The sequence below is a fragment of the Actinoplanes sp. NPDC019969 genome (assembly GCF_055562375.1).
On record NZ_JBVHFK010000017.1, the window covers coordinates 75,534 to 96,684 of the forward strand.

A 21,151-nucleotide genomic window follows, 5' to 3' on the forward strand; every position below is an offset into this window, starting at 1 on the left:
GGGTACGACCCGGTTCCATGGACGGTGAAGCGGAACTCCGTGAACTCGTGGCCGAACGGGTGGCGGCGGTGGCGGCGAAGGACCCCGTACCCCTGGCCGCACGGCAGCACCCGGACATCATCACGTTCAACGTGTTGCCGCCGCTGCACGCGCGCGGCAACGAGGCGGTCGAGGAGGCCACCCGGGCCTGGTTCGGCTCCTACGCCTCCGACATCGGCTACGAGGTACGGGACCTGAACGTCACCGTGGACGGTGACGTCGGGTTCTGCTCGTTCCTCTACCACGTCAGCGGCACCCTGAAGACCGGCGGCGAAGTCGACATGTGGGTCCGGGCCACGCTCGGCTGCCGCCGGATCGACGGCCGATGGCTGATCGTCCACGACCACGAGTCGGTGCCGTTCGACGCGGCCACCGGGAAGGCTGCGCTCGACCTACAGCCGTGAGGCGAGTTCGGTCAGCACCTCCGCCCGGCGCCGGTCCCGGTCCTCGCCGGACTTCTCGGCGGCGTGCCGGGCCTGGGCGGCGAGCATCCGGATCCGCATCGCCGCGTCGCGCAGCCCGTCCGTCGCGGGCAGGGCGCCGGCCAGCAACCGGATCACGTCCGGGTCGCCGTCGTCGAGAGCCCGGCCGACCGCGTCCGCGGTGACCACGGCGCCCCGGTCGATCAGGCGCCGGGCCAGGTCGGGCCCGACAGCGTGCGAGCCCACCCGCAGCGTGTTGACGACGGGGACGTTCCGGGCGAGCAGCCACTCGACGGTGTCCAGGCGCGTGCCGAGCAGGGCGATGTCGATCGCGGTCAGCCCACTGCGCACCGGTTCGGCCAGGTCGCAGCCGATCGCGGCGAGACGCTCCAGCATGCCCGTGTCCCCGGCCGCGGCGACCCGGTCGATCGCCAGCCGCCGCAACCTCGGGTCGGTGGCGACAGAGCCGTCGTCCACGGCGCCGCGCCAGTCCAGCACCGCGGACCGGACCAGGTCACGAAGCTTCGCGGCGACCTCCGGCTCTCCCTCCGCCAGCTCGTCGACGGCGTCACGCAGCTCCGCGCCGGTGTCCGCGTCGCCGTCCCACGGGTCGTCCTCCAGCGCGAGGCGCCCGAACAGCTCCGGCACATCGGCGGCCAGCGCGCCCCCGCGGTCACCCTCGGTCAGCTCCCAGCCCGGCGGCAGTCCCTGCTGCCAGTAGACGACGGCGCCGTGCGCCGGCCCGTCCGCGGTGTCCACATAGACCCGTTCCAGGTATTCGAAGCCACCGAACGGCAGGTATCGCAGCCGCTCGGCCCGACCGATCTCCGCCTCATGATCGATCCAGCCCCAGAGATCCTGATATCCGTCGGAATCGGGATAGAACAGCTCGGTGAACGAGATCTGATCGTCCAGCCGGTAGTCGATCGCGCCCCCGAAAGTGGTCCTCCACAGGGCGACAAGCCCCGGCGGGAGCGCGCCGGTGCAGCGGGCGGCCACCGCACGCAGCGTGTCGTCGTCGACCGGCGGCTGCGCGCCCAGGATCAGCCGGTTCCCGAACACGGCGATGCCGGCTTCGCCAGCGATCTTCTGCTCTCTCGCGGTCAGCCGCATCACCCCATGCTAGATCGATTTCCGGTACGCCGTACGCCTCCGGGGCTAGCCCTCACGGTGTCCGATGTGTCATGTTGAAGCCCCGCTGACCGTTCTCGAGGAGCCCCCCATGCCACCCGGCGACCTGCAGACCGATCGTCCCCACTCGGCGCGCATCTACGACTACCTGCTGGGCGGCAAGGACAACTTCGAGGCCGACCGGCGCGCCGCCGAACAGGCCCTCAAGCACACGCCGCTGCTGCCGATCTCGATGAAGGCCAACCGCCGGTTCATGGCGAAGGCCGTCACCCATCTCGCCGGGCGCGGCATCCGCCAGTTCCTCGACGTCGGGACCGGCCTGCCCACGTCACCGAACCTGCACGAGGTCGTCCAGCGCGAGGCCCCCGACGCGACGATCGTGTACGTCGACAACGACCCGCTCGTGCTCACCCACGCGCGGGCGCTGCTCACCCCGGTCGGCACCGGCGCCGTGTCCTACCTGGACGCCGACCTGCGCGAACCCCGCACGATCCTGGAGTCCGACGCCGTCCGTGAGGGCTTCGACCCGGCGCAGCCGGTCGCGGTCACACTGATCGCCGTCCTCCAGCACGTGATCGACGACGACGAGGCGCGCGACATCATCAGCCAGCTGATGGCCCCGTTCCCGGCGGGCAGCGCGCTCGCCCTGTCGGTGGTGACCATCGACAACGACGAGGCCGGCCAGGGCACCGTCAACACGTACAACCAGAACGGGGTTCCGGTCGCCGCCCGGCCGCGCGCCGGCGTCGAGGCCCTGTTCACCGGTTTCACCCTGATCGAGCCGGGCGTCGTCCCGGTCCACCACTGGCACCCCACGGCCGAGGACGAGGGCGTCGACGACGCCGCGGTGTTCATGTACGGCGGCGTCGCCCTCAAATAGCTCCCGCCCGCCAGCCGTCGCACAGACGGCCTTCGGACCCCGAAAACCGGCGCGAGCGACGGCTGAGTTCGCCGGCCGTCGCGCAGACAGCCTTCAGGCCGCCGGAAACCGGCGTGGGCGACGGCTCAGCTCGCCGGCCGTCGCCCAGACAGCCTTCAGGCCGCCGGAAACCGGCGCGAGCGACGGCTCAGCTCGCCGGCCGTCGCGCAGACGCCCTTCGGGCGGCTGGGAACCGGCGTGGGCGACGGCTCGCGAAGAGTCAGTGGGCGAGCAGGACCGGGATCAGGGCCAGGACGGCGGGGACGGTCTGGACGTAGAGGATGCGGCGGCTGGCGGTGAGGGCGCCGACGACGCCGGCGACGGCTACGCACGTCAGGAAGAAGACGATGACGGCGAAGCCGCCGCCGAGCAGGCCCCAGAACAGGCCGGCGGCGAGGAAACCGTTGTAGAGGCCCTGGTTCAGGCCGAGGACGCGGGTCTGGGCGGCGAACTCCGGCGTCAGGTTGAACGCTTTCCGGCCCTGCGGCTTGGTCCACAGGAACATCTCCAGGACCGCGATGTACACGTGGATCAGTGCCACGACCGCGGCGAGGGCGTTCCCGATGATCATCATGAGGTGGAGCGTACCGGGGCCCCGTACGGCTAGAGCCCGTAGGTTTTCCCGATGATGTCCCGCTGGATCTCGCTGGTGCCGCCGTAGATCGTGCTGACCAGGGTGGCGCGGACGTGGCGTTCCATGTCGTATTCGGTGGCGTAGCCGTACCCGCCCATCATCTGCATGCCGGCCAGCGCGACCTCCCGGGCGACCTCGGTGGCCTTCAGTTTCACCATCGAACTCTCCCGCGGGAGGACCTTGCCGGGGTCCCGGTCGGTGAGGGTGGCGACCCGGTGGACCAGCAGGCGGACACACTCGATCTCGGTGGCGAGGTCGGCGATCCGGTGGCGCAGGGCCTGGAACGTGCCGACCGGGCGGCCGAACTGCTTGCGTTCGCGGATGAAGCCGAGGGCGTCGTCGAAGGCGCGCTGCGCGGTGCCGAGCATCAGGGCGGCGAGGATGAGGCGTTCCACGTTGAGGCCGGCCATCAACTGCTGCCAGCCCCGGTCGACGGCGCCGACCACGGCGTCAGCGGGAACCCGTACGTCGGTGAAGTAGACGTCGTTGACCTCCTTGCCGCCCATCGTCTCGATGCCGCTGACCCGCAGGCCCGGGCTGTCGGCGGGGACCAGCAGCATGGTGAGGCCGGCGTGGTCGCCGGCGCTGCCGCTGGTCCGGGCGACGAGCAGGATCGTGTCGGCGAGGTGGGCGTTGGAGATCCACGTCTTCTGGCCGTTGATCACCCAGCCGTCGCCGGTGCGGACGGCCCGGCAGGACAGGTTGGCGACGTCGGAGCCGGCCTCCGGTTCGCTCATCGCGATCGAGTAGACGCGGCCGTCGACGAGCCCGCCGAGGACCGTCTTCTTCTGCTCCTCGCTGCCGGACCGTTCCACGGCGGCGGCGACGATCGCGCTGGTGGTGAAGCCACCGACCGGGGCCTGACCGTAGCCGACCCGCTCCAGGAAGAGGCAGGTGTCGAGCATGCCGGCGCCGGAACCGCCGTACTCGTCGGGGACGGTGATGCCGAGCCAGCCGAGGTCGGCCATCTTCTGGTAGAGGCCGGCGTGGTGCGGGGTGTCGCCGCGCTGCTCGCGAGTGCCGGCCTCGCGGCGGCAGAAGTCGTCGACAGCCTCGACGAAGGCCTTCTGCTCGTCGCTGAGATCGATGCTCATGTCATCACCTTCCTGGAGTTATTGCAGGTGAATCGCTACATTGACAGCGACCGTAACATATCAAATATCAAATCTTGGCAAGGGAGCCGTCATGGGTACCGCCACGGACGTCGTCGGCGCAGCCGCCGATCGGGCCCGGCCGGCCGCCACCTGGTGGGGCGGGCTGGGCTTCAAGGAGCGCAAGGTTCATCTGCTGGCCTGGAAGCGGCACATCGCCCGGCACATCGGGGAGCTGGCCGGCGTGATCGCCGCCGAGACCCGCAAGCCGCACGACGACGCGGCCCTCGAGGTGATGCTCGCCGTCGAGCACCTGGACTGGGCCGCCCGCAACGCCGCCAAGGTGCTCGGGCGCCGCAAGGTGCCGTCCGGGATGCTCGCCGCCAACCACGCGGCCACCCTGGAGTACCTGCCGCTCGGCGTGGTCGGAGTGATCGGGCCGTGGAACTATCCGGTGTACACGCCGCTCGGCTCGGTGTCGTACGCCCTCGCCGCCGGCAACGCTGTGGTCTTCAAGCCGAGCGAGCACACACCGCAGACCGGCGCCTGGCTCGCGGACGCGTGGTCGCATGCGGTGCCGGAGGTTCCGGTGCTGCAGGCGGTTCTCGGCGACGGGTCGACCGGGGCGGCGCTGGTCTGGGCGGGGCTCGACAAGATCGCGTTCACCGGGTCGGCGGCGACGGCGCGGAAGGTGATGGCGATCTGTGCGGAGACGCTGACGCCGCTGGTGGTCGAGGGTGGGGGCAAGGATGCGCTGATCGTGGCGGCGGATGCGGACCTGGACGCGGCGGCACGGGCGGCGGCGTTCGGGGGGTTCGGGAATGCCGGGCAGACGTGTGCCGGGGTCGAGCGGGTCTATGTGGTTCGCGAGGTTTACGACGCCTTCTTGTCCACATTGTCCGCGCTGGCGGTGGGGTCGTTCGAGATGACGACGCCGGAGCAGCCGGGGATCGTGCGAGCCCATGTCGAGGATGCTCTGGCCCGGGGCGGGCGCGCCACGGTGGGCGGTCCCGATTCCATCATGTCCGGATTTATCACCCCGGTCGTTCTGGCGGACGTTCCTGAGGACAGCATCGCGGTGACCGAGGAAACGTTCGGGCCGACGCTCGTCGTCAACCCGGTTGAAGACGTAGAAGAAGCTATTTTCCGGGCAAATGCCTCCAAGTACGGATTGGCGGCCTCGATCTTCTCCCGGGACACGCACGCGGCGACCGGCATCGCCCGGCGGCTGCGGACCGGGGCGGCGTCGATCAACGCGGTGCTCGGGTTCGCCAGTGTGCCGGCGCTGCCGTTCGGCGGGGTGGGCGACAGCGGGTTCGGCCGGATCCACGGGGCGGACGGGTTACGTGAGTTCGCCCGGGCGCAGTCGGTGACCCGGCAGCGGTTCAGCCCGCCGATGGACCTGATGCGCCTGGACCGCGACCCGCACACGATGGCCCGCGCCCTGAAGGTCTTCCGGCTGCGCCACGGCCGCTGACCCCGCGTGTCGATTTGGGGCGCGCATGACGGCCGAACTCAACACGCCCGCAGTGAACCCGGCGTGTGGAATTGGGGCGCGCATGACGGCCGAACTCAACACGCGTCAGGTGGCCCAGATGCCCAGGTCGTCGAGGTGTTTGACCAAGCGCTCCGCCCCGTCGGTGAAGTGCCTGGTCATCGCCGTGCGGGCGGTGTCCGCGTCGGCCGCGGCGAACGCGTCGAGCAGCGCCTCGTGGTCGGCGCGCATGCCGTCGCGCCAGCCGGGGTCGGCCGAGTAGACCCGCGCCGGGGTGTACCGGGTGGCGGTGTGCAGGAACCAGCTCAGTTTGCGGGAACGGGCCATCCGGTTCACGGCGCGGTGGAACTCGTACTCGTACGTCTCGACGTCGGCGGCCCGGCGCGCCCGGGCCACCTTGTTGTGCGCCACCCGCAGCTCGGCCAGCTGGGCCTCGCTGATCGCGGCCGCGACCCGGGCGGCCAGCTCGCCCGCGATGTCGCCCTGCAACTGGAACACGTCGAGGATGTCCTGACGGGAGAGCGGCGCCACCACGTACCCCTTGCGGGGTTCGAGTTCGACCATGTCCTCGCCGCGCAGGGTGAGCAGCGCCTCGCGGACCGGGGTGATGCTGACGCCGAGGCCGGCGGCCACCTCTTCGAGCCGGATGCGGGCGCCGGGACGTAGCTCACCGGACATGATCCGACCGCGCAGAGCGCCGGCGACCTCCTCGGAAAGCATGCCCTCCACCTCTCGCTTTATCGGCCGTCACCGTATCAAATATCAAAAAAGAAGGAGGTGACCCGATGCGGCTCGCAACGACGCTGATGTATGCCGGTGATCCCCGGGCGACGGCCGACGAGGTGGCCGGATGGGAACGGGCCGGCCTCGACGTGCTGTGGGTGGCGGAGGCGTACGGCTTCGACGCCCCGACGATCATGGGCTATCTGGCCGCGAGAACCGAACGGGTGGAGATCGGCTCGGCGATCCTGCCGATCTACTCGCGTACTCCGGCGCTGATCGCGCAGACCGCGGCGGGGCTGGACGCGATGTCCGGCGGGCGGGCGATCCTCGGGCTCGGGGCGTCCGGCCCGCAGGTGGTCGAGGGGTGGCACGGGGTCGCGTACGACAGACCTGTCGGCCGGACCCGCGAGATCATCGACATCTGCCGGGCGATCTGGCGTCGCGAGGTGATCGAGCGGGACGGCCTCTACCGTCTGCCGCTGCCTCCGGGGCAGGGCACCGGCCTGGGCAAACCGCTGAAGATCCTGACCCATCCGGTCCGCGACCGGATCCCGGTCTACGTGGCGGCGCTGGGCGCGGCCAACGTGCGGATGACCGCCGAGGTCGCCGACGGATGGCTGCCGTTCCTGTACGTGCCCGAGTACGCCGCCGCCGTCTGGGGCGCGGACCTGGCCGCCGGCGCCGCGAAACGGCCCCCGGAACTGGGCCCCCTGGAGATCGTGGCGGGCGGCCCTCTGGCCATCGGCGACGACGTGACCGGGCTGCGGGACCTGTTCCGCCCGATGGTCGCGCTCTACGTCGGCGGGATGGGCGCGAAGGGCCGCAACTTCTATCACGACGTGGTCAGCCGGTACGGTTTCGCCGCCGAGGCCGACCTCATCCAGGACCTCTACCTGTCCGGCCGCAAGGCGGAGGCCGCCGCCGCGGTGCCCGGGAAGCTGCTGGAGATGAGCAGCCTGATCGGCCCGGAGTCGTACGTGCGGGAGCGGATCGCCGCGTACCGGGAGGCCGGCGTGACCATGCTCAACGTGGCGCCGATCGATGATCCGGTGCGGAACCTGACGAAGGTCAAGGAGATGATCAGCTGACATGGGCCGTTACGACCTGGCGAAACGGATCGCGTCGCTCGATCCGGAGCGGGATCACCTGGAGATCTACCAGATCTCGTCGGGGCAGGAGTTCCCCTGGGACTACACCCGGGCGCTGGAGTTCGCGCTGTTCCGGACGTACTGCGTGCCGAGCATCTCGACGCTGCTCGCGGCGACCGGCGAGTTCCGGGACCGGCCGCAGCGGCGCTACGACGACACGGCGCTGCTGATGGGTGAGATGGCGGCACACGGGTACGACTCGCCGCGCGGCAAGGAGGCGCTGAAGGTGGTGAACCGGGCGCACGGCCGGTATGCCATCAGCAATGACGACATGCTGTACGTGTTGTCCACTTTCGTCTATGACCCGATCGACTGGTTGTCGGCTTACGGGTGGCGCGCTCTGCATCCCCACGAGAAGCTGGCGGCTTATCACTACTACCGTGCCGTCGGAAAGCGAATGGGTATCCGGGACATTCCGGACAACTACCAGGACTTCCTCGCCTTCAAGCTGGACTACGAAGTCCGAAATTTCGTCTTCACCGAGACAAATCGTGAGATTGGACAGTACACCGTCGACCTGTTCGCGGGGTGGTTTCCCCAGCCACTGCGGCCCGCTGTACGACTCGGCGTCCGCGGCATGCTCGACGAGCGGATGACCAGGGCTTTCGGCTTCGACCCCGCGCCGGCCTGGGTGGGCGCCGCCGCCTCGAAAGGCTTGCAGGCCCGGGCGTACGCGCTGCGATTCTTCCCGCCGCGCCGGAAGTCCATCCTCGGCGAGTCGAAGCGCAACCGGACATACCCCGGCTACCCGGGCGGCCTCCAGCCGTCCGACCTGGGCGCCCCTCCCCCGCCGGACGATCTTCCGGCCGCGCTCCGCCGGTCATCACGTCGGGGTCCGGAGGATATTGACATGCCCTGATGTATTGCCGTCCTTCGATACCTGGGGGTTTGCTGTGAGCACTCGACTCCCCCAGATCCGGAGGTCGTTCATGAGACGACGGTCCTTCTCGGTGTTCGCCGCGGTAGCGCTCTGCGTGACCGCGGCGGTCGCCGCCTCCGCCCCCGCCGGCGCGGAACAGTTCGACGCCGCCGCGGAATACGAGATCTACGACGTACGGACGGTCGCGCAGCGCAACGTCATCGCCCGCACCGGCGTGGCCATCGACGACATCGAGCACGGCGTCGCCACGGTCACCGCCACCGGCGCCGAGGTGGCCCGGCTCAAGCGGCTCGGCTTCACCGTCGAACCGGCGCTGCGCACGCTCGCGTTCCCGCCGGCCGACGCGGCCTACCACGACTACGCCGAGACGGTCGCTGAGATCAACTCGGTGGTGGCGGCGTACCCGTCGATCGCCAGCAAGCGGGTCATCGGCAAGTCGTACCAGGGCCGCGACATCGTGGCCGTCAAGATCTCCGACAACGTCGGCACCGACGAGTCCGAGCCCGAGGTGCTGTTCGACGCCAACCACCACGCCCGTGAGCACCTGACCGTGGAGCAGGCGCTGTACCTGCTCGGGCAGTTCACCAAGACGTACGCGTCCGACTCCCGGGTCAAGAACATCGTGGACACCCGGGAGATCTGGATCGTCCCGATGGTGAACCCGGACGGCGTCGAGTACGACATCGCGACCGGCAGCTACCGGTCGTGGCGCAAGAACCGGCAGCCGAACAGCGGGTCCAGCTACGTCGGCACCGACCTCAACCGCAACTACGGCTACAAGTGGGGCTGCTGCGGTGGCTCGTCCGGCAGCACGTCGTCGGCCACGTACCGCGGCCCGTCGGCGTTCTCCGCACCGGAGACCCGGGTCATCCGGGACTTCGTGAACAGCCGGGTCGTCGGCGGCGTGCAGCAGATCAAGGTGGCCATCGACTTCCACTCGTACTCGAAGCTGGTGCTCTGGCCGTTCGGGCACACCACCGCGGACACCACGACCGGCATGACCGCCGACCAGAACAGCACCTTCGCCACCCTGGGCCGGCAGATGGCGGCCACCAACGGGTACACGCCGCAGCAGTCCAGCGACCTCTACATCACCGACGGTGACTCGCTCGACTGGCTGTGGGGCACGCACAAGATCTTCGCGTACACCTTCGAGCTGTACCCGGGCAGCTCGGGCGGCGGCGGCTTCTACCCGCCGGCGAGCGTGATCCCGGCCGAGACGGCCCGCAACCGGACGGCGGCGCTGATGCTGGCCGAGGCGGCGGACTGCCCGTACAAGGTGATCGGCAAGCAGGCCACCTACTGCTCGTAGAACCGCTTGCTCCAGACGGCGAACCGCTCGCCGAACTCGGCCTGCGCGGCCCTGACGATCGCATTCGGGTCGTCGGTGGCCGCCAGGCCGAAGTTCTCCTCCAGCCAGGCGCGGTATTCGAGGTTGGGTTCGATGTCCTCGCCGGTGGCGAAGTGCACCTCGCCCCGGTAGACGTACGGTTCCCCGCCGGCGGTGAGCAACCGGAGCAGGTCCCGCAGGTCACGGCCGACCACGAGCTCGCCGCCCTCGTCACCGAAGATCACGACCGGGAGGGTCGCCAGGTCCTCCCGGTCGTCGATGCGCCAGAAAGCGTAGAACGAACCGCTTGCGCTGGCCGTGGCGAACGCGATCAGGCGGGACAGGAACGCGGGGTCCGTGGACCAGGACTCCAGGCCGGTGGTGTCGTTCCACCCCTCCAGCTCGAAGCCTAAGGAGATCCAGCCGTCACGGTCCTGGAACTCCTGGAGGAGGTTCAGCTCGGGAATGCTCACCGGCACCACGATATAAGCCACCCGGGATGTTTATATCCATCGATATCAATGGGACGCTCGGTGCACCCCGATCCGAGGAGAACCCACATGCGCAGATGGCGAACCCTTCTGGCGATCCTGGCCGCGGCAGTCACGGCGGCCACGATGTCCCCGAACCCGGCCGCGGCGGCCGGGGACCCGGTCACCCCGTACGTCGTCGGCGGCACCCGCGCCGCGCAGGGCGAGTTCCCGTGGATGGTGCGGCTGTCGATGGGCTGCGGCGGCGCCCTGTACAGCCCGACCCTGGTGCTGACCGCCGCCCACTGCGTCAGCCGGACCGGCGCGAACACGTCGATCACCGCCACCCTCGGCGCCGTCGACCTGCAGTCGTCCAGCCGGATCACCCGCAAGAGCAACTACGTCTACCGGGCTCCCGGCTACAACGGCAACGGCGACGACTGGGCGTTCATCCGCCTGGCCAGCCCGGTCACCGGCATCGCCACGCTGCCGATCGTCACGTCGACCGCGTACGACTCCGGCACGTTCACCATCGCCGGCTGGGGCGCCAACCGTGAGGGCGGCGCACAGCAGCGCTACCTGCTCAAGGCGACCGTCCCGTTCGTCAGCGACGCCACCTGCAACTCCAGCAGCATGTACGGCGGCGGGGTGATCGCCGCCGAGGAGATCTGCGCCGGCTACACCGCCGGCGGCGTCGACACCTGCCAGGGCGACTCCGGCGGCCCGATGTTCCGCCAGGGCGCCTCCGGCTGGGTCCAGGTCGGCATCGTGAGCTGGGGCGACGGCTGCGCCCGCCCGAACAAGCCGGGCGTCTACACCCAGGTCAGCTACTTCTCCTCCGCGATCCGCTCCGCGGCCACCTCCCTCGGCGGCTGACCCCGTTCCCGGTGTGTGGAGTTCGGGCGCTATGCGCGCCCGAACTCCACACACCGGCCTCGCTCCTACCGCAGCCGGGCGCGTACCTCCATCAGGGCGAAGCCGAGCAGGTTGAGACCACGCCAGCGGTACGGGTCCGCGGCGCGCTCGTCGTCGCGGGACAGGCCGATGCCCCAGATCCGGTCGAGCGGGCTGGCCTCGACCAGCACCCGGTCGCCGCTGTCGAGGAGGTAGTCGCGCATGTCCGGGTCGGCGGCGAACTTGGCGAGGTTCCCGGCGACCACGATCGGCATCCGGTGCTCGTCCCACACCTCCTGGTCGAAACCTTCGACCCGGCCGCCGAGCTTCTTCGCCTCGTGCGGATGCCCGGCCGCCAGGATCTTCCCCGCCATCACGGTGTCGCCGAACAGCACAGCCTTACGCCACATCATGTAGTGCTCGGCCGTCTCGTACCGCACCCCGTCGACGGTGAACACCGACGGGTACCACTGGCTCAGGTAGCCACGCCCGGCGTCCTGGTGCCCCCAGAAGAACAGATACTTGATCCGCTGCTTCTCCGCCACGGCACGCTGCAGGTCGGCGACACTGCGAATCCCCTCGTCCATGGCCGCAGAGTCTGCCCGCCCATACTCCTTTCCGCTTCGCATTTTCAGGTGGCCCGAGAGGTCACTACAGGCGACTACGATGTAGTCATGACTGCTCCACGTTCGGTTCGTTTCGACGAGGCGGTGCTCGCCCGGCTGGATCGCTATGTCAAGGAGCATCCCGGCGCCTCCTCGTCGTCGGTGGCGAACATGTTCATCGACGAGGCGCTCCGGGCCCATGAGCATCCGGGTGTCGTCTTCCGGCCCGGTCCCACCGGCCGCCGGGCAGCGCTCGCCGGCGGGCCCGACATCTGGGAGGTCATCGGCGCGCTGACGGCGATCCGCGAGGAGGATCCGCAGATCGAGCAAGCCGCGCTGCTAGCCCAACTCGGTGAGGTCACCGGGCTGACCGCGGTGCAGGTCGGCGTCGCGCTGCGCTACTACGCGGCCTACCCCGACGAGATCGACGAGCGGATCGCCCTCAACCGGGAGGCCGCCGAGCGCGAAGAGAAGCTGTGGGAGGCCCAGCAGAGGCTCCTGCGGAAGCAGGAGCCGTGACGGGCATCCTCCTCGACGAGATGTACCCGCCGTCCCTGGCGGAGCGGCTCAGATCAGCCGGTCACGACGTGGTCGCGGTCCTGGATGTCGAGGTCGGCCTGGCCCCGAAGACCGATGAGGACGTTCTGGCCTGGGCGGCCCGCAACGATCGCTGTGTCGTCACCGAGAACGTCAGCGACTTCATGCGGCTGGCGCAGCAGGGCTCCACCCATGCCGGGCTGGTGCTCGTCTCCAGCCGGCGCTTTCCGCGTACGGCTTCCGGCCTGAACCGCCTGGCCAAAGCCCTCGACGAGATCCTCGTGGCGGGGAACGTCCCGGACCGGGACGGGATCACCTGGCTCTGAGAGACGGCAATCGGCCCTTCAGCCGGCGAACTGGGGGCTGCGGGACATCGTGCGGTAGGCGGCGAGGGCGGCCGGGTCCGTGTCGAAGCGGAAGTCGTGGTCGGTGCCCTCCTGGATGTCGGTGTCGAACCAGACGACGGCGCCCACGGCCGGCGTCTTCTCCACCCAGGTCTGCAACCGCCTGATGTACGACGCCTTGTCCCGCACCGCGGCGGTCTCGCTCAGGATGATCGGCTTGCGGGCGCCGTAGAGCTTCGTGACCGGGTCGAACAGGGTCGACGGGGACTCGCCGTAGAAGTTGTAGCCGGAGATGCCGACCCAGTCGACGTAGTCGTCGCCGGGGTAATAGCGCTGCACCCGGTTCCAGCCGGTGTCCGGGGAGCTGTTCCAGTTGGGGCTCCACACCCAGGCCACGTTGCCGGCGCCCTCGTCGGCGAAGATGCGGTGCAGCCGCTTCCAGACCGTGACGTAATCGGCGGGGTCCTGGCCGTTCCGCGCGCCACCCCACGGGAACCAGTCGCCGTTCATCTCCCAGCCCCAGCGGAGCAGGATCGGCCGGTCCATGCGCCGGAGCTTGCGGGCGACCGAGCGGATGTTCGTGTCCGAGCCGCCGTCGAGGATGCCGGCGTACGGGGCGCCGTGCCACGAGACCATCAGGACGCTGCTGTCGGCCACGTCGGGTTCGGCGGTGGGCACGTAGCCGTCCCACGGGTAGAACCGGTGCACGATCCGCTGGTCCCGGCCGAGCTGCCGCCGGCGCAGGGCGAGGCTCTGCTTGAGGGTCTTCCCACCCAGGGCGAGGTACGACCCGAGCATCACCGTGCCGTCCGGAGCCGGAACCGGGCCGCCCCGGCGGACCGGGGCGCGCGACGGAGAGGGCGGGGCCGGGGCTGAGGTGCTCGGCGCCGCCCCGAGCCGAGCGGTCGCGGCAGCGGTCGCCGGCGCCGGGGAGAGCGCCGGGGACGGCGCGGCGGCCGGGGCAACGGGCGCCGCGGTGCCACAGCCCGCCACGCCGCTGAGAGCGAGCAGGGTCAGCATCTGACGGCGCTTCACGACGACAGCCACCCCTTCCGAACCGGGAACCTGGAGAAACGGGCCCCATCATGCACCAGGCCGGCCCGATGGAACAGCAGCTCACAGCGGGGATGATGACGCACGCCACAACGATTGCCGGAAAAGCCGGTAACTCTGGCTGATCGGCCCAGCCGCTGCCGTTCCCGGGGTGGCGCCCTTTTCCCGGGCGTAGTTTTCGGTCATTACCGGGGCGCCATTCCGGGGTCCCGGGGACACGGGGAGAGAACACTGATGAACATCGGAAAGCGTTGTGTGCTCGCCGCCGGCGCGTTCGTTCTGGCGACGTCGGGAATCGCGCTGACGGCCACTGCCGCCGCGGCCGCCGAGAAGAATCCCGCGATCGTGGCGGACTCGGTGTCGCCACCGCCGCCGGGCCCGTACTACGACCCGTATCCGCCGAAGCCGTACCCGCCCAAGCCCTATCCGCCGAAGCCGTACCCGCCGAACCCCGGGCCCTACTACCCGTGGCCGAAGCCGCCCGGCCAGGGCGGTTACGCGCAGAGCTACCAGCGCGGATTCGACGCCGGCTACCAGGCCGGATGGAACCAGGCCCGCCGGGACTGCAAGGAGATGATGGGGTACGGCGCGAAGGCGTACGGCCAGTTCAACGAGGACGCCTACGCCAAGGGTTACCAGCGCGGCTTCAGTCAGGGATTCGAGCGCGGGTACCGGCAGTACTGCTACTGAGCGAATCGGCGGACGCCGGCCGGGACACCACGTCCCGGCCGGCGTTCCCGTCAGTTCTGGTAAAGGCTGCCGATCTCCTCGGCATAGCGATCGGTGATGATCCGGCGGCGCAGTTTCAGGGTGGGTGTGAGTTCACCGGTCTCCGGCGACCAGCCGCGGGACAGGATCCGGAACGTCTTGATCTGCTCGGGCCGGGACAGTTTCCGGTTCGCCACCGCGACGGCGGCCTCGATCTCCGCGCGCAGCACCGGGTCGCCGGCGAGGTCGGCGACGGTGCGGAACGGCAGTCCCTTGGACCGGGCCCAGAGCGGCGCGATCTCCTCGTCGAGGACGATCAGGGCGGTGACGTACGGGCGCCGGTCGCCGATCGCGACCGCCTGGGCGATCAGCGGGTGTGCCCGCAGCAGGTTCTCGATCTGGGCGGGTGAGATGTTCTTCCCGCTCGAGTTGATGATCAGTTCCTTCTTGCGGTCGGTGATGGTCAGGAAGCCCGCCTCGTCGAGGACGCCGACGTCGCCGGTCGCCAGCCACCCGCCGGCGTCGGTGACCGGGTCGATCCCGCCGTCCTCGCGCAGGTATCCGGCGCAGACCAGCGGCCCGCGGACCAGGATCTCGCCGTCCTCGGCGAGCCGGATCTCCATGCCGCCGTTGGGCTTGCCGACCGTACCGGTCCGGAAGGATTCCGGGGTGTTGATCGTCGCGGTGCCGGTGGTCTCGGTCATCCCCCACACCTCGAGCACGTCGATGCCGATGCTGGCGAGGTAGAGCAGCACCTCGACGGGGATGGGCGCGGCCCCGCTGCCGGCCCACAGCATGTTGTCCATGCCGAGCTTGGCCCGCAACGGCTTGAGGATCTGGGCGTCCATCGCGGCCCGCTTCGCTGCCAGCTCGGCCGGGACCGGCTCTCCCGCGGCGCGCAGCTTGTACGCCTCGAGGGCCACCTCGCGGGCGGCGTCGACGGCGGCCTTGACCGGCGGCTCGGCGGCGGCGAGCTGTCCCTGCACACCGGCGACCATCTTCTCCCAGATCCGCGGCACCCCGAAGAACGACACCGGCCGGATCTTGACGAGCCCGGCGAGGAGCTGCGCGGGGTCGGGGCAGATGACGACGTGCCCGGCCCGGTAGATCGGGTTGTAGACGCCGAGCACCCGTTCGGCGATGTGCGCGAGCGGCAGGTACGCCAGGGATTCGGCGTGGTCCGGCGTCTCGATGGTGTGCCGCATGACGACGGTCTGGTAGATGACGTTGTGGTGGGTGAGGGCGACGCCTTTCGGATCGCCGGTGGTCCCGGAGGTGTAGAGCAGCGTGACCGGCTGCTCCGGCCGTACCTCCCGCCAGGTCTTCTCAAAGGCGCCGGGGTCGGCCTGATGGGCGGCGGCGCCCCGGGCCCGCACGTGCCGCAGCGAGACGATCCGGCCGGTGTCGGTGTCGCCGTCACGGTCGGCGACCACGACCCGGCTGATCTCCGGCACGTCGTCGAGGATCGGCGCCCAGCGTTCCACCGCCGCGTCGTTCTCCAGCACCACGATCGTGGCGCCGCTGTGCCGGGCCAGGTAGCGCAGCTGGTCGGTGGAGAGGGTGGCGTACACGGTGGACGGCAGCGCGCCGAGGTGGACGGCGGCGAGGTCGGCCAGCCAGTGTTCGGGCCGGCTGGACATCATGATCAGCATCCGGTCGCCGGAGCGCAGGCCCAGCTCGGCGAGGCCGCGGGAGTAGGCGGTGACCTCGTCGCGCAGCTGCCGCCAGGTGAGGGTCTCCGGCGAGCCGAGCATGCTGAGCGCGGGAAGGTCGGGGAATTCCGTGGCGTTGCGGTGCAGCAGTGCGGGAATCGTCAGATCGCGGGCTATGTCGGCACAGCGCTGTTCGAGAACGGGATCCATGAGCTGCCTCCTGGAAGGAGCCGAAGACGGGCGGCTATGGCGCGACTGTAAACGCGCACTAACTTCCTGGGAAGGCGGCGTGCGAATCTGGCCTAACTTTTTCGTCCGCGATCAGGCATGCAGGACGGTCAGAGTGAGCCGGACGAGGTGCTTGTCCATCCCGGACCGGCGGTCGAAACGGACCAGCCGGCTCAGGTCGGTGACCAGGTTGAGACCGGCGTGGACCAGCACCCGGGCCTCCGGGACGGGCAGGCCGGGGCGCATCCGGGCGAGCAGCTTGACCCACTCCTCGACGTGCAGCCGCTGCACCTTGCGCAGCTCATGCCGGTCCGCCTCGGGCAGGTTGTTGTTCTCCGCGAGGTAGACCGCGACCAGCGCGCTGCGCTCGAAGGTCAGCTCCACGTAGGACTCGGCCATCCGGCGCAGCGCGTCCTCGTCGCCGGTGGCGCCGGCCAGCGCGGCCGCCGTCGACTCGGCGACCCGCTCGGAGGCCCGGTAGAAGGCGGCGGCGAGGATGTCGGCCTTGCCGGGAAAGTAACGATAGACGCTCGATGCATTGATCCCCGCGGCCCGGCCGATGTCCTCGACGCCGACGGCGTGGTAGCCGTGCCGGTGGAACAGCTTGATCGACTCGGCGAGCAGGATCTCCCGGCGGGCCGTCACGCCGAGGACCGGTTCCGGCCGGGGGTACTCCGGCTCGGGCGCCAGGGGCGTGGCCGGCTCGTCGCGCAGCACCGCCCAGGCCACCCGGCGCAGCACCGCCTCGGCCCGGCCGCGGGCGATCGCGGCCCGGTGCGTGCCGAGGCTGCCGAAGACGCTGAGCGCGGCGCGGACCAGCGCGTGCGTGTCCCGGGCGGCCAGCTCGGGGCGCAGCTCCCGCAACGGCGCGGCCAGGCGCAGGGCCAGGACCCGCAATTGGGCCAGGAACTCCTCGCGGTGCTCGGGCGTCAGGTAACGCCACTCCCACTGATAGAGCCCGGCCACTCGGCGGTGCTCGACGGCGAGCCGGGCCAGCACCCCGAACAACCGGTCGAGCCGCTGCTCCGGGCTGCCCGCCGGGGGCAGGTCGGTGGCGGCCAGCACGGTCGCGACGAGCTGACGGGTGGCGTCCACGAGCATCGCGTACTTGTTGGGGAAGTGCCGGTAGATCGCCGGGCCGCTGATGCCCACCGCGGTGGCGATCTCGTCCAGGCTGACGCCGTGATAGCCGCGCTCGCAGAACATCTCGGCAGCGGCCAGGGCGAGCTGCGCCTTGCGGTTCTTCGGCCGTTTCCGCAACGCGGCGGGCGCCGGTTCGTCAGATGCTGCGATGCTCACCTGCACCAGCATAGGGGTGATCTGTGGTTCGCCCGACGTTCGACTTCGTATCCTTGACACCTAGCGGAAACATCGGCAAAAGTTAGCCGCAATTCGCATCCAGGGGAGCAGTCGATGACGACCGAGGCCTATCTGTACGACGCCGTGCGGACACCGCGCGGCCGGGGAAAGAAGACCGGATCCCTGCACGGGGTGAAACCCATCTCGCTCGTGGTGGGCCTGATCGACGAGCTGCGGCGGCGTTTCCCGACCGTCGACCCGCAGGACATCGAGGACGTGGTGCTCGGCGTCGTGTCCCCGATCGGCGAGCAGGGCTCCGACATCGCCAAGACCGCCGCGCTCGCCGCCGGCCTGCCGGTCGAGACGGCGGGCGTGCAGCTCAACCGCTTCTGCGGCTCCGGGCTGGAGGCGGTCAACATCGCCGCGCAGAAGGTGCGCTCCGGCTGGGAGGACCTGGTCCTCGCCGGTGGTGTGGAGTCGATGTCGCGGGTGCCGATGGGCTCCGACGGCGGCGCCTGGGCGATGGACCCGGAGACCGCGCTGAACACCGACTTCATCCCGCAGGGCATCAGCGCCGACCTGATCGCCACGATCGACGGGTTCAGCCGGGAGCACGTCGACGCGTACGCCGTCGCCTCCCAGCAGAAAGCCGCCCGCGCCTGGCAGAACGGCTGGTTCGACCGCTCGGTCGTCCCGGTCCGCGACCGCAACGGCCTGCTGATCCTGGACCGTGACGAGCACATCCGCGCGGACAGCACGGTGGAGAGCCTCGGCAAGCTGCCCGCCTCCTTCGCCGCCATCGGCGACCAGGGCGGTTTCGACGCCGTGGCGCTGCAGAAGTACCACTGGGTCGAGAAGATCAACCACGTGCACTCGCCGGGCAACTCGTCCGGCATCGTGGACGGCGCGGCCCTCGTGCTGATCGGCTCGGCCCGGGCCGGCGAGCGGGCCGGCATCCGGCCGCGCGCCCGGATCGTGTCGGCCGCGCTCAGCGGCGCCGACCCCACCATCATGCTGACCGGCCCGGCGCCGGCCGCCCGCAAGGCCCTGGACAAGGCCGGGCTGACCGTCGACGACCTGGACCTGGTCGAGATCAACGAGGCGTTCGCAGCCGTCGTGCTGCACTTCATCGACGACCTCAAGCTGGACCCGGAGAAGGTCAACGTCAACGGCGGCGCGATCGCCATGGGCCACCCGCTGGGCGCCACCGGCGCCATGATCCTCGGCACCCTCGTCGACGAGCTCGAGCGGCGCGGCGGCCGGTACGGCCTGGCCACGCTCTGCATCGGCGGCGGCATGGGCATCGCCACCATCGTCGAACGGCTCTGAGGGGATAACCGAACGTGTCTGAGACCATCCGTTACGACCGCGGTGACGACAACATCGTCATCCTCACGCTCGACGACCCGAGCCGTGGCGCCAACACCATGAACGACGCGTACGTCGCCAGCATGGAGGCGACGATCAGCCGCCTCGAGGCCGAACGCGACGAGATCGCCGGCGTGATCATCACGTCGGCGAAGAACTCCTGGTTCGCCGGCGGCGACCTGGACCAGCTCGGCTCGGTGCCGGCCGACCGCGGCCAGGACGTGTTCGAGACGTCCACCAAGGTCAAGGGCCAGCTGCGCCGGCTGGAGACGCTCGGCAAGCCGGTGGTCGCGGCGCTGAACGGGTCGGCCCTCGGCGGCGGCCTGGAGCTGGCGCTGGCCACCCACCGGCGGATCGCGCTGAACAACCCGAAGCTGGAGGTCGGCCTGCCGGAGGTCACCCTCGGGCTGCTGCCGGCCGGCGGCGGCGTGGTGCGGACGGTCCGGCTGCTCGGCCTGGCCACCGCGCTGATGGAGGTGCTGCTCAAGGGCACCCGCCACAAGGTCGCCAAAGCCCGGCAGCTCGGCCTGATCGACGAGATCGTGGACACTCCCGAGCAGCTGATCACCGCGGCGAAGGAGTGGATCGCGGCGAACCCGTCGGCCGCCCAGCCGTGGGACACCAAGGGCTACCGGATCCCCGGCGGCACCCCGTCGACCCCGACGCTCGCCGCGATGCTGCCGGCCTTCCCGGCCAACCTGCGCAAGCAGCTCAAGGGCGCGAACTACCCGGCGCCGAAGAACATCCTGTCGGCCGCGGTCGAGGGCGCCCAGGTCGATGTGGACACCGCGTTCGTCATCGAGACCCGGTACTTCGTCGAGCTGGTCACCGGCCCGGTCTCGAAGAACATGATCAAGGCGTTCTTCTTCGACCTCAACGAGGTCGGCCAGCGCGACATCGGCGAGGTCCCGCCGATCACCAAGGTCGCGGTGCTCGGCGCCGGCATGATGGGCGCCGCGATCGCGTACGTCTGCGCCCGCTCCGGTCTTCCCACCGTCCTCCGCGACGTCAGCCTCGAGGGCGCGCGGCGCGGCAAGGGCTACTCGGAGAAGCTGGTCGCCAAGGACGTCGCCCGCGGCCGGATCACCGAGGCCAAGGGGCAGTCCCTGCTCGACCTGATCACCGCCACCGACCAGGTGTCCGATCTGGCCGGCGCGGACCTGGTGATCGAGGCCGTCTTCGAGGACCCGGCGCTCAAGCACAAGGTGTTCGCCGAGATCGAGGGCATCGTCGCGCCGGACGCGCTGCTCTGCTCGAACACCTCGACGCTGCCGATCACGCTGCTCGCCGAGGGTGTGAGCCGCCAGGCCGACTTCATCGGGCTGCACTTCTTCTCCCCCGTCGACAAGATGCCCCTGGTCGAGATCATCAAGGGCGAGAAGACCGGAGAGCTCGCCGTACGCCGTGCCCTCGACGTGGTCCGCAAGCTGCGCAAGACGCCGATCGTGGTCAGCGACAGCCGCGGCTTCTTCACCAGCCGGGTGATCGGCACCTTCACCAACGAGGGCATCGCGATGCTCGCCGAGGGCGTCCCGCCGGCCAGCATCGAGCAGGCCAGCAGCCAGGCCGGCTACCCCGCGCCGGTGCTGCAGCTGATGGACGAGCTGACCCTCACCCTGCCGCGCAAGATCCGCAACGAGTACCGGGTGGCGGCCGAGGCCGCGGGCCGGTCCTGGGAGGCGCACCCGGCCGACGAGGTCATCGACCGGATGGTCGACGAGTTCCAGCGGCCGGGCCGGTCCGGCGGGGCGGGCTTCTACGAGTACGCCGACGGCAAGCGCACCGGGCTCTGGCCGGGCCTGTCCGCGTTCGCCAAGCCCGGAGTGGACGTCCCGTTCGAGGACCTGAAGGAGCGGATGCTCTTCATCGAGGCGATCGAGACGGTGAAGTGCCTGGACGAGGGGGTGCTCGGCTCGGTCGCCGAGGCGAACATCGGCTCGATCCTCGGCATCGGCTACCCCGGCTGGACCGGCGGCGTCCTGCAGTACATCAACCAGTACGAGGGCGGCCTGCCCGGTTTCGTGGCCCGGGCCCGCCGGCTGGCCGAACGGTACGGTGACCGGTTCACCCCGCCGCCACTGCTGCTCGCCAAGGCCGACGCGGGCGAGACGTTCGCGTGACCTTCAGCGTGTGTAGTTCGGGCGCGTATGCCGCCCGAACTACACACGCCCGGACGATGCA

At 70.1% G+C, this 21,151-nt stretch carries 20 protein-coding genes and 1 pseudogene; 12 read left to right on the forward strand and 9 right to left on the reverse strand.

Translation table 11 applies throughout. From position 1 onward, the window contains the following. The first annotated feature begins 17 nt into the window (after window positions 1-17). Window positions 18-443: a YybH family protein gene (locus ACZ3II_RS38245; RefSeq protein ID WP_465524859.1), complete on the forward strand. Its 426-nt coding sequence runs from the start codon at window positions 18-20 to the stop codon at window positions 441-443. On the opposite strand, the gene ACZ3II_RS38250 is transcribed toward ACZ3II_RS38245, so the two are convergent. Beyond that, window positions 432-1,574 (reverse strand): hypothetical protein, encoded by a 1,143-nt coding sequence (locus tag ACZ3II_RS38250; protein ID WP_465524735.1) that lies wholly within the window; start codon window positions 1,572-1,574, stop codon window positions 432-434. The genes ACZ3II_RS38245 and ACZ3II_RS38250 overlap by 12 nt on opposite strands. A 109-nt stretch (window positions 1,575-1,683) precedes the next feature. Here ACZ3II_RS38250 and ACZ3II_RS38255 point away from each other — a divergent pair, with 109 nt between their 5' ends. After that, a complete protein-coding gene (locus tag ACZ3II_RS38255; RefSeq protein WP_465524737.1) occupies window positions 1,684-2,472 on the forward strand; it encodes an SAM-dependent methyltransferase in 789 nt (262 codons plus the stop codon). Window positions 2,473-2,731: 259 nt separating this feature from the next. On the opposite strand, the gene ACZ3II_RS38260 is transcribed toward ACZ3II_RS38255, so the two are convergent. Both ACZ3II_RS38260 and ACZ3II_RS38265 read right to left on the reverse strand, forming a co-directional pair. After that, a complete protein-coding gene (locus tag ACZ3II_RS38260; protein ID WP_465524739.1) occupies window positions 2,732-3,085 on the reverse strand; it encodes a DUF1304 domain-containing protein in 354 nt (117 codons plus the stop codon). Between the two features lie 29 nt (window positions 3,086-3,114). After that, complete coding sequence (locus tag ACZ3II_RS38265; protein ID WP_465524741.1) at window positions 3,115-4,239, reverse strand: acyl-CoA dehydrogenase family protein; 1,125 nt, start codon at window positions 4,237-4,239, stop codon at window positions 3,115-3,117. Window positions 4,240-4,330: 91 nt separating this feature from the next. On the opposite strand from ACZ3II_RS38265, the gene ACZ3II_RS38270 reads away from it, so the two are divergent. Further along, a complete protein-coding gene (locus ACZ3II_RS38270; RefSeq protein WP_465524743.1) occupies window positions 4,331-5,713 on the forward strand; it encodes an aldehyde dehydrogenase family protein in 1,383 nt (460 codons plus the stop codon). A 105-nt stretch (window positions 5,714-5,818) separates the two neighbouring features. Here ACZ3II_RS38270 and ACZ3II_RS38275 read toward each other — a convergent pair whose 3' ends face one another. Then, window positions 5,819-6,451, reverse strand: a complete 633-nt coding sequence (locus tag ACZ3II_RS38275) for a GntR family transcriptional regulator (RefSeq protein WP_465524745.1) — start codon at window positions 6,449-6,451, stop codon at window positions 5,819-5,821. Window positions 6,452-6,516: 65 nt separating this feature from the next. Here ACZ3II_RS38275 and ACZ3II_RS38280 point away from each other — a divergent pair, with 65 nt between their 5' ends. The 3 genes and pseudogenes from ACZ3II_RS38280 to ACZ3II_RS38290 form a co-directional block, all read left to right on the forward strand. Next, window positions 6,517-7,542, forward strand: coding sequence for an LLM class F420-dependent oxidoreductase (locus ACZ3II_RS38280; protein WP_465524747.1), 1,026 nt, complete (start codon window positions 6,517-6,519; stop codon window positions 7,540-7,542). Window position 7,543: 1 nt separating this feature from the next. Then, the gene (locus ACZ3II_RS38285) at window positions 7,544-8,461 is read left to right on the forward strand and encodes an oxygenase MpaB family protein (protein ID WP_465524749.1); all 918 of its coding nucleotides are present in this window, start codon (window positions 7,544-7,546) and stop codon (window positions 8,459-8,461) included. A gap of 34 nt (window positions 8,462-8,495) precedes the next feature. Beyond that, a pseudogene (locus ACZ3II_RS38290) lies at window positions 8,496-9,788 on the forward strand (M14 family metallopeptidase); the annotation flags it as partial. Here ACZ3II_RS38290 and ACZ3II_RS38295 read toward each other — a convergent pair. Further along, entirely contained in the window at window positions 9,782-10,285 is a 504-nt protein-coding gene (locus ACZ3II_RS38295) for a hypothetical protein (RefSeq protein WP_465524751.1), read from the reverse strand. The pseudogene ACZ3II_RS38290 and the gene ACZ3II_RS38295 overlap by 7 nt on opposite strands. A gap of 87 nt (window positions 10,286-10,372) precedes the next feature. On the opposite strand from ACZ3II_RS38295, the gene ACZ3II_RS38300 reads away from it, so the two are divergent. Continuing rightward, complete coding sequence (locus ACZ3II_RS38300) at window positions 10,373-11,158, forward strand: S1 family peptidase (protein ID WP_465524753.1); 786 nt, start codon at window positions 10,373-10,375, stop codon at window positions 11,156-11,158. A 65-nt stretch (window positions 11,159-11,223) separates the two neighbouring features. On the opposite strand, the gene ACZ3II_RS38305 is transcribed toward ACZ3II_RS38300, so the two are convergent. Continuing rightward, window positions 11,224-11,763, reverse strand: a complete 540-nt coding sequence (locus tag ACZ3II_RS38305; RefSeq protein ID WP_465524755.1) for an NADAR family protein — start codon at window positions 11,761-11,763, stop codon at window positions 11,224-11,226. An 87-nt stretch (window positions 11,764-11,850) separates the two neighbouring features. On the opposite strand from ACZ3II_RS38305, the gene ACZ3II_RS38310 reads away from it, so the two are divergent. Then, entirely contained in the window at window positions 11,851-12,300 is a 450-nt protein-coding gene (locus ACZ3II_RS38310) for a hypothetical protein (RefSeq protein WP_465524757.1), read from the forward strand. Then, window positions 12,297-12,644, forward strand: coding sequence for a DUF5615 family PIN-like protein (locus ACZ3II_RS38315; protein ID WP_465524759.1), 348 nt, complete (start codon window positions 12,297-12,299; stop codon window positions 12,642-12,644). Before ACZ3II_RS38310 ends, ACZ3II_RS38315 begins: the two co-directional genes overlap by 4 nt. 18 nt (window positions 12,645-12,662) lie before the next feature. On the opposite strand, the gene ACZ3II_RS38320 is transcribed toward ACZ3II_RS38315, so the two are convergent. Continuing rightward, on the reverse strand, window positions 12,663-13,697 hold the full coding sequence (locus tag ACZ3II_RS38320) for a glycoside hydrolase family 26 protein (RefSeq protein ID WP_465524761.1): 1,035 nt from the start codon (window positions 13,695-13,697) through the stop codon (window positions 12,663-12,665). 252 nt (window positions 13,698-13,949) lie between these two features. Here ACZ3II_RS38320 and ACZ3II_RS38325 point away from each other — a divergent pair, with 252 nt between their 5' ends. Then, window positions 13,950-14,405, forward strand: a complete 456-nt coding sequence (locus ACZ3II_RS38325; RefSeq protein ID WP_465524763.1) for a hypothetical protein — start codon at window positions 13,950-13,952, stop codon at window positions 14,403-14,405. A gap of 50 nt (window positions 14,406-14,455) precedes the next feature. Here ACZ3II_RS38325 and ACZ3II_RS38330 read toward each other — a convergent pair whose 3' ends face one another. Beyond that, window positions 14,456-16,285 (reverse strand): AMP-dependent synthetase/ligase, encoded by a 1,830-nt coding sequence (locus ACZ3II_RS38330; protein WP_465524765.1) that lies wholly within the window; start codon window positions 16,283-16,285, stop codon window positions 14,456-14,458. A gap of 111 nt (window positions 16,286-16,396) precedes the next feature. Then, window positions 16,397-17,602 (reverse strand): TetR/AcrR family transcriptional regulator, encoded by a 1,206-nt coding sequence (locus ACZ3II_RS38335; RefSeq protein ID WP_465524767.1) that lies wholly within the window; start codon window positions 17,600-17,602, stop codon window positions 16,397-16,399. 114 nt (window positions 17,603-17,716) lie between these two features. Between ACZ3II_RS38335 and ACZ3II_RS38340 the strand changes: the two genes are divergently transcribed. Both ACZ3II_RS38340 and ACZ3II_RS38345 read left to right on the forward strand, forming a co-directional pair. Then, window positions 17,717-18,931 carry an acetyl-CoA C-acetyltransferase gene (locus ACZ3II_RS38340; protein ID WP_465524769.1) on the forward strand — a complete coding sequence of 405 codons (1,215 nt, stop codon included), beginning with the start codon at window positions 17,717-17,719 and terminating at the stop codon, window positions 18,929-18,931. 14 nt (window positions 18,932-18,945) lie between these two features. Beyond that, window positions 18,946-21,090, forward strand: coding sequence for a 3-hydroxyacyl-CoA dehydrogenase NAD-binding domain-containing protein (locus ACZ3II_RS38345; RefSeq protein WP_465524771.1), 2,145 nt, complete (start codon window positions 18,946-18,948; stop codon window positions 21,088-21,090). The last annotated feature ends 61 nt before the right edge of the window (window positions 21,091-21,151 follow it).

Coding starts and splice junctions, on each gene's coding strand:
- ACZ3II_RS38260 (WP_465524739.1), bottom strand. CDS start 3,085: ATGATGATCATCGGGAACGCCCTCGCCGCGGTCGTGGCACTGATCCAC.
- ACZ3II_RS38250 (WP_465524735.1), bottom strand. CDS start 1,574: ATGCGGCTGACCGCGAGAGAGCAGAAGATCGCTGGCGAAGCCGGCATC.
- ACZ3II_RS38310 (WP_465524757.1), top strand. CDS start 11,851: ATGACTGCTCCACGTTCGGTTCGTTTCGACGAGGCGGTGCTCGCCCGG.
- ACZ3II_RS38280 (WP_465524747.1), top strand. CDS start 6,517: ATGCGGCTCGCAACGACGCTGATGTATGCCGGTGATCCCCGGGCGACG.
- ACZ3II_RS38300 (WP_465524753.1), top strand. CDS start 10,373: ATGCGCAGATGGCGAACCCTTCTGGCGATCCTGGCCGCGGCAGTCACG.
- ACZ3II_RS38265 (WP_465524741.1), bottom strand. CDS start 4,239: ATGAGCATCGATCTCAGCGACGAGCAGAAGGCCTTCGTCGAGGCTGTC.
- ACZ3II_RS38330 (WP_465524765.1), bottom strand. CDS start 16,285: ATGGATCCCGTTCTCGAACAGCGCTGTGCCGACATAGCCCGCGATCTG.
- ACZ3II_RS38340 (WP_465524769.1), top strand. CDS start 17,717: ATGACGACCGAGGCCTATCTGTACGACGCCGTGCGGACACCGCGCGGC.
- ACZ3II_RS38325 (WP_465524763.1), top strand. CDS start 13,950: ATGAACATCGGAAAGCGTTGTGTGCTCGCCGCCGGCGCGTTCGTTCTG.
- ACZ3II_RS38245 (WP_465524859.1), top strand. CDS start 18: ATGGACGGTGAAGCGGAACTCCGTGAACTCGTGGCCGAACGGGTGGCG.
- ACZ3II_RS38255 (WP_465524737.1), top strand. CDS start 1,684: ATGCCACCCGGCGACCTGCAGACCGATCGTCCCCACTCGGCGCGCATC.
- ACZ3II_RS38270 (WP_465524743.1), top strand. CDS start 4,331: ATGGGTACCGCCACGGACGTCGTCGGCGCAGCCGCCGATCGGGCCCGG.
- ACZ3II_RS38285 (WP_465524749.1), top strand. CDS start 7,544: ATGGGCCGTTACGACCTGGCGAAACGGATCGCGTCGCTCGATCCGGAG.
- ACZ3II_RS38275 (WP_465524745.1), bottom strand. CDS start 6,451: ATGCTTTCCGAGGAGGTCGCCGGCGCTCTGCGCGGTCGGATCATGTCC.
- ACZ3II_RS38305 (WP_465524755.1), bottom strand. CDS start 11,763: ATGGACGAGGGGATTCGCAGTGTCGCCGACCTGCAGCGTGCCGTGGCG.